An 11223-nucleotide genomic window follows, 5' to 3' on the forward strand; every position below is an offset into this window, starting at 1 on the left:
GTCCTGCAATATGATGTCTCCCCAACAGGCACATCTGGAATGGCAGAACCAAAAAACTCCCAAAGTGTTTCAAAGACGTAACGCTGAGTCAAAAAAGTTCCGCAGTAAAACCAGGGAAACTGTGGTCAGGGAACGGACAACTGATAATAGTAAGAAAACAGACAATGACAACTATATCCAGTAGAAAAAAATAGAATGTAAAATCTATATAGTAATCTGTTCGGTATATGTAAACCTATTTCAGTATAAGACATATGGCCTTTTGTGTCTACAGCGCTAATGCTGTCTTCGGGTTGTCTTCGTATTGTGTTCGTACCACCTTCGGATGTGGAGAGTCCTGCTACGGCTATTGATCGAAAGTTGACCAAGTAATTCCTGTTCAGGGTCTGTACGATATCTGTTCAGCACCTGTACAATATCTGTATCCCATCCGAATAAGGTACGAAGCAGGTACGAATCTTTCCCCACTATTTGATCAAAAAATTGTGAGCAGGTGCTTAACAGGCTTAGCGTATTTTGCTAAGCCTGTTCACAATTAATCGCCCATTTTCTTTACTAGAACTTTCTAAAATCCCATTCCCCGCGATAAGGGCGACTGCGCATGAGATTAGCATAGTCATTGTCGAACTGTTCTTTTTGTGGATTCCATTTTAAATCCTTTTGAAGTTCATACGCAATATTGATGGCATTGCACACTGAGCTCGTCCGGTGACCTATTTCAACATCACAGATAGGCTTACTTCTTTTTTTAATCGCATCAACCCAGTCCTGATAGTGATTATCACTATAATACAAACGACGATCAGAAGATGTCAGTTTAAGATTCGCCAAATTTTCCGGGTTCGAGCGGATAAATTCGCGGCTTACTTCAATCTTACCTTTTTCACCAATAAATTGGATCGCATTATGTACTCCCCACTGCACATGGTTTACCCGAACGCCATTGGCATAGCTAAACGAGAGTCCGCTATTGCTATTGGCTTCCTTGGGTGGATTAAACTGAACAGGGCCCGATTCATCCATGCCCAAGGCCCATTGCACGATGTCAAACATATGTGCACCCCAATCGGTGATATAACCGCCACCAAAATCACGGTAACCACGCCACCAGGCCCATTTATCGTCTTCCAAAGGTGGGCTTAATATCGGATTATAACCCCGATATGGTGAAGGTCCTACCCACATATCCCAATCGAGATAATCGGGGGCTGGCATGGAGGGAAGGTCACATTGTTTGACCGGTTCGCCCACAGAAACATTGATTTCCTTGATTTTGCCGATATAGCCATTGAGAACCAGTTCTGCTGCCTGTCTAAAATTATAGGAAGAACGCTGCATGCTACCCGTCTGAAATACACGTTTATATTTTCGGGTTGCATCAACCATCGCACGACCTTCGGCAATGGTCAATGCAAGGGGTTTCTCACAATAAATATCTTTGCCAGCTTTAGCCGCATCAACTGCAATCTGCGCATGCCAATGATCGGGCGTTGCAATGACAACAGCATCAATATCTTTCCGATCCAATAGTTCCCGATAATGATGATAGGCCTTGATCTCGGTCTGTGCTTTTGACAATTCCGTTTGTTTTTTCGCTGTCGCCGCAATAAATGCGGCCAACTTATTACGGTCTACATCACAGGCAGCCAGACTTGCAATTTCCTTGCAATGATTGAGGCCATTCATCAAGGTATAGGATTGTTTTCCGACACCAATAAATCCAAGATTGATACGATCACTTGGCGCAAGAAATCCATTGCCTCCCAACACAACGCGCGGGACAATTGTAAAAGCCAAAGAGGATACAATTCCCTTGGCTATAAATTCTCTTCTTTTCATTCTTTATGGATAGTTTATTTTTCTGCTCGTCTTTATTGGTACTTCCTCAGTCCTTGACGGCAAAATGGTTTATGTATGGATGATTTGTTCAGTTTTTCTTATAAAAAGTTTATTCTTGAATCGGCACCAAAGTAATCGAAGCAATCTCGGGCAAAGTATCGCCTTCGATGGCTGTAGCCTGCAAAATCACCTTCGTACTAGGCTCACCAATTACTTGCTGGGATACCTCAATGTTCCCCATAGCCACCTCCTTAAATTTAGCTTCTTTTTCAGCGACGAATGTCCATGGGAGCTGCTGTCCGAGTATCGAGAGCACAATTTTTCCTTGCTGCTTGCTATTCGCCAGATAATTGACGAGCACACGATACTTCCCTGGTTTTTGAATTTTGATATCCCAAAAAACTTTATCCGCAAGGTCTTTCCATTGACCGATGGCGTTCGGGCGGTTTGGATCATGGGTATGTGCACCAATAATTTTTAATCCCTTTCCTTCCTGTAATTTTGCATTATTTGCGTTCATCACGATGCGTCCATCTGCCTGTGTCTGGGTCAGGCTTTCCTCAACAATTGGTTTTCCCTGGATTTCGACAACAATAACCTTCGGTCCTTTCTTACTGTCGAAGATATCGACGGGAATTGCTGGTCTTCCGTTTTCTAAAGTAGATTTTAACTTCATTTTAGGTGAAGCTAGGGCGTAGACAGCCGTCACTTTATTTTTGATGGGCAAATTTATTTTTCCATCGGCCGGACGATCAAAAACATGCAGGTACAGCTTCCCATTTTTTTGGGTACAATACCCCCAATCCAAGGCTTGGAAAGGGCTCGCGGTGGTACCGTAAATAGATTCGCCATTGATCTTCATCCATTCCCCGATTTGCTCCATAATCCGCACCGCAGATTCAGGAATGGCTCCGTCACCATCGGGTCCGACATTTAATAGGAAATTTCCCCCTTTACTCACCGTTTCCACAAATAATTGCATGATCTTGGGAAAGCTTTTCCAATTTTGATCATGGGCGCTGTAGCCATAACTTTCATTCATGGTATGGCTTACCTCCCAGTACATACCCGGCAAACCTGTTGGTGGAATATATTTTTCGGGAGTTCCGATATCTCCGTTCTTATTTTCGAGTCCGTTCCAAAATCGATTATTGATAATAATATTGGGTTGCCATTTGATCAGATCTGTCAAAATATGCTTTGTCCCCCAGGCTTCCCCCTCATGCTGTTTGCTGCTGAAATCGGGCCACAGCATGTCCAGACGCCCGTAATTTTGTGCAAGTTCTTTAATTTGGCCATAGAGATAGGCTTTGTAACGTTCATGATCTGGCTGGTGCTTATCCACATTCGGGTTCAGCTGAAAGGCCTCATAAGAATCGGGATGTTGCCAATCCAGGAGCGAATAATAAGCTCCTACTTTCATTCCCTCCTGACGGAAAGCATCCATAATTTCGCGGTAAAGATCTCTTCCTTTCGGCGATAAATTTGCCGTACCCGTGACATCATTTTTCAAGGCATAAGGCTGTTGGCTATTGAACAGGCTAAAGCCTTCGTGGTGTCGGGAGGTCAGCACCATATACTTCATTCCCGTTTTTTTTGCAAGGCGTGCCCAGGATTGTGGATCAAAAGAACCTAAAGTAAATTTTGGTTTCAGTACTTCAGCATAGTGCTTACTGGGAATTTTCCCCCAGGTTTGTATCCATTCGGCATAATGCTGTGGATATTGTTTCCCTTCAAAAGAACCACCTGCTGCACTGTACAATCCCCAATGGATAAATAGTCCAAAACGGGCCTCTTTAAACCATTCCATGCGTTTATCTTGCGTCTCCTGCCAACCGGCAACACCTTCATAAGGTGGTGATTTGGTCTGTGAAATAGCAACATCGGTCATGCACAGCAACATTCCCACTGCTGCTGCACACTTCCACTTAAAAAATTTGATTTTCATCATGATATAGATTTATACATAAAAGTTCATTTATTCGGATTACAAGCTATCGTCGATCAGAAACCCAACGCTTGAATTTCATCTTGAATAGCATCATATGCTTTGCTTGTATCTTCTATTGGAATTCCCTTGGATAGTCCAGGTCGTTTATGACCTGTATAGGTTAGCCATGCGTCTTTCATCATCGTCTGCCTTTTCAAAACAAGCGTATATAACTGGCGAAGTTTTGGTTGACTGCGCAAATTGTCATCCCATGTGCTTCCAATAGGGAAATCAGGCATCAGGTGCTGTACAATTTCCTTTGCCATTAGCCAATGCCCCAGCTCTCCAGGGTGCACCCCATCTGCAGCCAGCTTAAACTGAGCGTCTTTCTCGATCCCAGCTTCCAAATAGCGACGCATGGGAAAATGCAGGTCTATGATTTCCCAGGACTGCATCTTGGCATAGCCGATAAGCCATTCGGCATAACGATCCAATACTTTATTGTAGCCATTGAGCCGAAGCTGCGGATCATCATGCACTGGAGGTGTCATCCATAGGATGCGTTTGACGCCCTGATCGACCAAACGTTTGTGCAGACGGATAATTCCATTTTTATAGGCTTCAAAACGGATAGCATCAAAAGGGAGGTAAATGCCGTCATTCATGCCATAACAGACGAAAACCACTTCAGGTTTGATTTTATCAAGCACATTGTCCAGTCGATCAAATAGACAGGGGCGTGGAAATTTTCCATCGGCATGATTCGGTTCACTGAGTCCAGAAACGGTCTCACTTGGTAACCCCGAATTAATAAACTCAGGTTTCCTTTTCGGATGACTGCTCAGGAATAGACTTTCGGTCATGGCGACATATTGCCCCGCGTAAGTAATACTATTGCCTAAAAAAAGTACTTTTTGTCCATCACTCAAACTAAAGTCCTTAACATGACTTTGCCCCTTTACTTGCATAGACAAAAGGCCTAAGCACAATAGCAATACAAAAAAACGAAGTTCTTTTCTACGAAATGATAAATTTAACATTGTAATATTGGATCAGTTGGACAAGTATCAAACCTTACATATCTCATTGGTTTAGGTTGATACCAATATGCGCAAAAGACTTATTAGATAACTATTGAGCGCTGTCCATAATTGATTATTTTGGTCATTAAATTAATCAATAAGCACATGAATTCAAATTAAATTACTGAAAGACAGAAGATTGTTACATTTACATCTTCTATCAGTTATTTAAGAACACTTGTTGATAACAAAAGGGCTGTCCAAAAGGCAAAAAAAAGCCTGTCCAACCAAGTCGGACAGGCTTATATTCTTAAGCAATTAAGTCTTATTGCGTATTAAATTTGGAGATACTCAGTTCTTTAAACTCCAACTTTTTATCTCCCACGATACGCAGCTTGGTTATTGGCCTGTTCGGAAAAAATAAACTGGTCATTACCGTTAGCCCCTCGTCTGCAAAAAGTTCCACAGAGCTCACATCAACATACAAACTGAAAGAAAGTGCTCCCTTATTTTGCAGCCGTTGTGCCAAAGCTGTCTTTGGAAATTCTCCATTAAAAGACACTTCACCGGACTTAGAACGATCGATATAATAGGTATTTTGGTCTTCACGATAACCAATAACCAATTCGTCACCAGATTCATTCGATAAGATGACTTTAAAAGCCTGCTGCTTCAAATCTTTGAGGTCCAAACGGTACGCTTGTGGGAGATGTTGCTCGAACGAAACTTCCTTCGTTCCACCGCCATGGTATTTTTTTAGCGGACGAAATGCGGTTTCAATTTCTTTGGGCACAGTACTCGCAACGTAGAACGACTGTCCAACTTTTCCTAAAGTTAAAACACGGGGTATGGTTGAGGAAGAACGCCATTTTGTGGTAGGAACCACATTGGCATATTGCCAGTTGCTCATCCAGCCAATCATCAGGTGCCTATCCCCTAGGTTACTCCAGGTTACGCCGGCATAGTTATCGGGTCCCCAATCCAACCACTTTATTTTAGTATCCGCTGTTCGGAACTGATGCCCATCAAAGTCACCCACAAAATATTGTGTCACCGAGCCACCGTTGGGTCCACCTGGATTGATGCTCACCAGCAAAACCCATTTTGTAGCTCCTTTGTAATCCATGGGGATAAGATCAGGGCATTCCCAGACACCGCCATGGGCCCCCACCTCTTTGCCAAACTCACTTTCCTTCTGCCATGTTTTTAAATCTTTGGAAGAATAGAAAGTAATACAATCTTTTGTAGCCAAGGTCATAATCCAACGCTGACTATGCACATGCCACATCACCTTTGGATCTCTGAAATCCCATATACCAGGGTTTGGCAATACCGGATTGCCTTTATACTTTGTCCAGGTAAGGCCCTTGTCCAAACTATAAGCCAAACTTTGATTTTGATGCAATCCTGTTTTTCGATCCTCTTCCTGATGATTGTGATGGGTAAAAATGGCGACCATAGCACCTTTTCCAAAACCTGCCGTGTTATCTTTATCGATTACAGCACTACCGGAGAAAATAGTCCCCAAACTATCGGGGTACAATGCGATCTTCTGCTCGTCCCAATGGATTAAATCTTTACTGATCGCATGGCCCCAATGCATAGGCCCCCAAACGGGTTTTTCGGGATTATGCTGAAAAAAAAGATGATAATTACCGTCCAGATAAACCAGTCCATTGGGGTCGTTCATCCAGCCCTGCTGTGGGGTAAAATGGTAAAGTGGGCGATACTTCTCTTCGGGATCTCCTTGTTTATGCTGTCCCGTCTGTGCCAGACTCGTACCAAAAACACTTAGCAGGAGCATTAAAACACCGTATTTCTTTAATCTTATCATTTTTCTTTTATTTACATTTCTAATTAGGTTATTGTCCGCTTCAATAGGCAAATATCGTCTCAATTGTTAGGAAGATTTTTCTATTTTCAACCCATTCACTTGTACTGTTCCTTGATCCGCAAAAATAGTCCAAGGGTTTTGATCCATTTTATAGATCCGGTTGGTAAAAGCAACACGGTCATTCACATATACGATACCAATCGATTTTTCAATAATAATTTTCACGTTAAAAATCCGGTTGGTCGGTACTGTAAGTGGCGTAAAATTGAGTTCTGTTTTGCTTCCGCCGCCATCGCGCGCCTCCTTGTTCATAAACAGTGCTGGCATGTTCCAACGATTGGATGAAGTCAGATCAAAAGCAATGCTATACACTTCGGTCGGATCATCACATGCGCCAAATGAAAAACCAAATTTGCTGGATTGGGAAGCATCAATCGTCATTGTCACTTTCACGGATGAAGTGTTCCGGTTAAATTGTGCATAACTTCTTCCGCCCGATTGCGCTGTCAAACTATAAGTTTTATTCGATTCGGAAACTTGACCAACATTGCTCAGTTTTTCAAAGGCGACTTCCTTATTGAATTTACTGTTTAGGGCTTCCGGAATTTTAGGATATAAACGTCCAGAAGCTCCCTGAACCAACTGGTGTGAAATTAAATTTCCAGCCCAGGACAGTTCGTTGTTATTATTTACTGTTTGCCCGGTTGAACACCATCCCGAAAGATAACGTGTCGTACCGTCGCTAGCTGTTTTGCCCGCATAGAGATAGCGTCCATCAAAGGTTTCATGATGACCTTCGCTATCCCGACAGATCGTCCAAGGGCCATCCGGAGAATCCGCAACACGATAAAATGACTTGCGATGCTCATCCCGGTTGATCCGCGAAAACAAGAGATACCATTTATTGCCCATTTTAAATAGATCCGGACATTCCAATAGTTCTGCATCTGTTTCGATTCCATATTTCTCCACTGTCCCTGTGGTCGCAACGAGCGGTTCAATCATAGACCAACTGCTTAAATCTGTCGACTGATAACGTGCCAGCGTTCCTTTTCCGTCTTTTCGTGTCGTGACTAGCATGACATAGGCATTGCGGCCTTCATCCCAATAAACCTGTGGATCACGAAAATTATTTTGATCATATCCCGCTGCAGCCTGCAGCGCCATTGCTGGTTGCTTAGTCCAATTCATTAAATCAGTTGACGTAGCCAACATAATCTTTTCCGCAGGCGTAAAAACATTGTTATGACCGGTATAGAAACAGTAATACAATGTTCCTTTTTTAATAAAACTTCCTGTTCCGATCCATTCATCCTGACTCCCCACAGCACCCGACGACAAGACTTCGGTATAGCCCTCAAATGTTCCATAGTCACTTGTCCGCGTACTATAAATCGGATGCCTGTTGGCATTTTCATACAGATAAAACAAGTAGAACTTGTTATCGTTGGCATTGTAGTAAGGCATGGGATCGCCCACAAACCCCTGCTGGGGTCTGTAGAACCTTTGATAAGGGCCCGCCTCCTGCCCCGAAATACATGCCGTAGAACTATCCACAGGCAGTATTTCCATGGGCCTATCCAGCCCTGTCGAACTCTCGTCCCCATTCTTGCAACTTGTCAACAAGCTTAGCAAGAATACTGTCGGAAGCAAATATATCTTTGGTCTCATGATTTAAATCTTTCTATTAATCCCTGATTAGCTATCATTTTTGCTTTTATAATAACTTGTTTTGTTTGTATTCGATTACTCTTTAGGTAATGCCTTCAATTCGTCCCAGTACATCCGTTGGGTAGGAAATGCCACGGGCTGTCCATTAGGATGCTCATGTGGCATTACCAGTATATTGTTAATGATCGCTTTTCTTCCGGCAGGAATCTGAAAAACCAATTCTTGCCACTCACCGACATGATCTTTCGAATAATTGGCACGCAACCAATCTTTATTCTGTTCGCCATCCGATTGAATTTCCAATTGCACATCACCAGCAACATCTTTCAATACCATCATCGAGAAACGCCCGTATTCTGCCGGATTGATCGTCACTTTATTTGCATTCCAGAGTGCTCCACCGTGCCAGCCTTCACCAGTTTTATTGTCCCGTACAAAAGACGCACAGAAGGGTGTTGCATTAATTCCAGTGGTTTTCGGATTGGGATAAGGTGAATCTACCGTACTCACCCCTAACCCGTCGAAATGTGGAACGCTGGTTTCGCCATTATAAATCATAAAGATTTGTTTGGGTTCTGTACCCAATAGGGCAGTTACCGTGTATTGGAAAGTCTGCCCCATATACGCAAGGCTGTATTTTATGGGGGAACTTAAATCTACGGGCCCACTCTGATTGGGCGTTATGCTTGCTCCAGCTGTAAATTCTATAGCAGGTGATAGGTTCTTTAGGTCTGTCCCCAGGGGTAGGTAAATTTTAATGCTTTTATTTTTCTGATCAATGATCCCTGCTTTTTCTCCGATGCGGAATGCCGTTATTTCTGCTTTGATTTCTTTGACGGTTACCTGGTAGGTATTAAATAGATTACCATTAAACACACGGTAAGTAATCGGTGTTGTGCTAGAAAATGAAAAATTCTGGGCGATGCCTGAAGCTGGAGAAACCTTTGCATTGCTGGGCAATTCAATTGTCGGAGCCACCGCCGAAAGATCTGTACCTTCAGGAACCATAACAAGAATGGTACCTTTTGCCTGATCTACTTTCCCAATGGTATTGCCGACCTTGAAAGAAAGTACATCTACATCTGCACTCAAATTGAGTGTACTCTCAGCATCACGCTTGCAGGCAGCGAGAAGCCCGATAAACAGGATGGTAATCCCTACTTTTATATAATTGTTTAATGTGTTCATTGGAATAATTGGTTATGCTAATCGTTCAACAATAAATGCCTGTTTAATAGCCTGGATTTTGTTTGTACAGATACTTACTTAATCTGATCTGTGCTTCGGGAATCGGCAGATATTCATTCCTATCTGCTGTAAAATGTGCCGAAGAATAATAAGATCGACGTGACTTTTCGGCATCATAATAGGCATTCATAGCCTGGTCCGCAATTCCCCATCGTACCAGATCAAAAAATCTTCCATTTTCCATTGCAAGCTCCAAGCGTCTTTCCCAACGTAACGCCTTCCGGGCATTTTCTTCGGTCCACACAATATTATCTCCATTTTTGTAGGTTTCGATCAGCGTTTTATCATTTGCATAGCCCGTAAGTGAGGTGCTATTTTTTGCGCGCGTACGCACTTGATTGATCAATGGCAGTGCTTCAGCCGAACGATGCAGCTCGATAAGCGCCTCTGCCCGCATCAACAGCACATCGGCAAAGCGCAATACAATTCGATTCTTTGTATTCGCATAGAAGGGTACCATGGGGACGAAACAATCACAGTCGGGATCAACATTTTCTTTTAACGAGGCATAAACAGCATACTCCGCCGGATTACGATTCCAGCTTTCTTCGTATGTTCTTTTGCTACTATACTTGTACGGTAAGCCCGGAATTGCAACTGTATGGAATAACCTCGGGTCATACTTCTCGGAGGTATTAAAGCTATTCAACGCATTATAATTATCCAGTGGTAGACCTTTACCTGTTGTGCGAAACGCATTGACAAGGCTTTGACTCGGTTTATTGAAATCACAACAGCCCACCCCCATAGGTACAGATAGCACATCAGAAAAGTTAACACGCCCAAATTTTGTCCCATCATCTTTTGAAAACTGAACTGAAAACAGCGCTTCTGTCCCATTTTCATATTTGCCCGGCAAGAAGTTAAATGCAAAGTCGGTTTCCAACGTATGGTTAGATGAAAGCACAATATCCGTATTTTGTACAACCTTTTCCAAATCTCCCGCATCGATACCCGTCACCAAATTACGTTCGGCATTGTCCTGACGGTATCCCTTATACAGGTAAGCTTTGGCGAGATAAGCCGCAGCGGCGATACGATTGGCCCGACCGACCTCCGTTTGCACAGCAGGAAGATGATCTACCGCATACTGAAAATCCGCTACAATCTTTTGCCATAGCGCATCGTTGCTTAGGGCTCTATTCGATACGGTTTCATAGCTGTCTACCGGTACATTTTCATCGATATAAGGCACATATTTGAAAAGGATCTTGAGCATAAAGTAAAAATGCCCCCTCAGAAAGCGTGCTTCACCCAGTTTTTCTTCCTTCCCGTCGAAATTGTCCATTTCCTGTATGGTCTTGATTGTTGTATTGGCACGCGAAATCGCAACGTACAACTGAAACCATAACTTATCCAACTCCGCGAAATTGGTTGTAATGTTATTTGAGACCTCAAGAAAATGAAAGGTCTGGATATCCTGTGGCCCCGATCCACCTTTATAAGCATCGTCTGACCGAACCGTACCATAGGGCCATAAGCTAAAAGGGACATCATAATGATCATTACCCAAAGCGGCATAGGTCGCTGTCAATAATCGTTCTGGCTCCTTAACCTGATCGGAGCTCAGCACACCATTGGGTGTTTGGTCCAAAAATTTGGTACATCCTGGAAGTAGTCCAGCAAGAACCATAAGTATCGCTATTTTAGTGGTTATTTTTTTCATCCGTATAAATTAT

General features: G+C 43.0%; 9 protein-coding genes. 1 reads left to right on the plus strand and 8 read right to left on the minus strand.

The window, feature by feature from the left end; genetic code table 11:
* Window positions 1-184, plus strand: a 184-nt coding sequence (locus A9970_RS12045) for a hypothetical protein (RefSeq protein WP_182982433.1), incomplete at its 5' end; no start/stop codon positions are given.
* A gap of 92 nt (window positions 185-276) precedes the next feature.
* Here A9970_RS12045 and A9970_RS12050 read toward each other — a convergent pair.
* The 8 genes from A9970_RS12050 to A9970_RS12085 form a co-directional block, all read right to left on the minus strand.
* Entirely contained in the window at window positions 277-468 is a 192-nt protein-coding gene (locus A9970_RS12050; RefSeq protein ID WP_182982434.1) for a hypothetical protein, read from the minus strand.
* An 87-nt stretch (window positions 469-555) separates the two neighbouring features.
* The gene (locus tag A9970_RS12055; RefSeq protein ID WP_182982435.1) at window positions 556-1839 is read right to left on the minus strand and encodes a Gfo/Idh/MocA family protein; all 1284 of its coding nucleotides are present in this window, start codon (window positions 1837-1839) and stop codon (window positions 556-558) included.
* Between the two features lie 109 nt (window positions 1840-1948).
* The gene (locus A9970_RS12060) at window positions 1949-3790 is read right to left on the minus strand and encodes an alpha-L-fucosidase (protein ID WP_182982436.1); all 1842 of its coding nucleotides are present in this window, start codon (window positions 3788-3790) and stop codon (window positions 1949-1951) included.
* Window positions 3791-3843: 53 nt separating this feature from the next.
* Window positions 3844-4809 carry an SGNH/GDSL hydrolase family protein gene (locus A9970_RS12065; protein WP_153845056.1) on the minus strand — a complete coding sequence of 322 codons (966 nt, stop codon included), beginning with the start codon at window positions 4807-4809 and terminating at the stop codon, window positions 3844-3846.
* Window positions 4810-5116: 307 nt separating this feature from the next.
* Window positions 5117-6625 (minus strand): glycoside hydrolase family 32 protein, encoded by a 1509-nt coding sequence (locus tag A9970_RS12070; protein ID WP_220801593.1) that lies wholly within the window; start codon window positions 6623-6625, stop codon window positions 5117-5119.
* 66 nt (window positions 6626-6691) lie between these two features.
* Window positions 6692-8296 carry a glycoside hydrolase family 32 protein gene (locus A9970_RS12075; RefSeq protein ID WP_182982437.1) on the minus strand — a complete coding sequence of 535 codons (1605 nt, stop codon included), beginning with the start codon at window positions 8294-8296 and terminating at the stop codon, window positions 6692-6694.
* A 75-nt stretch (window positions 8297-8371) separates the two neighbouring features.
* Window positions 8372-9484 carry a hypothetical protein gene (locus tag A9970_RS12080; RefSeq protein ID WP_182982438.1) on the minus strand — a complete coding sequence of 371 codons (1113 nt, stop codon included), beginning with the start codon at window positions 9482-9484 and terminating at the stop codon, window positions 8372-8374.
* A 43-nt stretch (window positions 9485-9527) separates the two neighbouring features.
* On the minus strand, window positions 9528-11210 hold the full coding sequence (locus A9970_RS12085; protein ID WP_182982439.1) for a RagB/SusD family nutrient uptake outer membrane protein: 1683 nt from the start codon (window positions 11208-11210) through the stop codon (window positions 9528-9530).
* Window positions 11211-11223 lie beyond the last annotated feature (13 nt).

Origin of the sequence: Sphingobacterium sp. UME9 (assembly GCF_014170215.1) — a bacterium.
GTDB lineage: Bacteria > Bacteroidota > Bacteroidia > Sphingobacteriales > Sphingobacteriaceae > Sphingobacterium > Sphingobacterium paramultivorum.

What these genes read in the sequence shown, in the direction of transcription:
- A9970_RS12055 (WP_182982435.1), bottom strand. Translation starts at nt 1,839, where the DNA reads ATGAAAAGAAGAGAATTTATAGCCAAGGGAATTGTATCCTCTTTGGCT.
- A9970_RS12065 (WP_153845056.1), bottom strand. Translation starts at nt 4,809, where the DNA reads ATGTTAAATTTATCATTTCGTAGAAAAGAACTTCGTTTTTTTGTATTG.
- A9970_RS12075 (WP_182982437.1), bottom strand. Translation starts at nt 8,296, where the DNA reads ATGAGACCAAAGATATATTTGCTTCCGACAGTATTCTTGCTAAGCTTG.
- A9970_RS12080 (WP_182982438.1), bottom strand. Translation starts at nt 9,484, where the DNA reads ATGAACACATTAAACAATTATATAAAAGTAGGGATTACCATCCTGTTT.
- A9970_RS12085 (WP_182982439.1), bottom strand. Translation starts at nt 11,210, where the DNA reads ATGAAAAAAATAACCACTAAAATAGCGATACTTATGGTTCTTGCTGGA.
- A9970_RS12070 (WP_220801593.1), bottom strand. Translation starts at nt 6,625, where the DNA reads ATGATAAGATTAAAGAAATACGGTGTTTTAATGCTCCTGCTAAGTGTT.
- A9970_RS12060 (WP_182982436.1), bottom strand. Translation starts at nt 3,790, where the DNA reads ATGATGAAAATCAAATTTTTTAAGTGGAAGTGTGCAGCAGCAGTGGGA.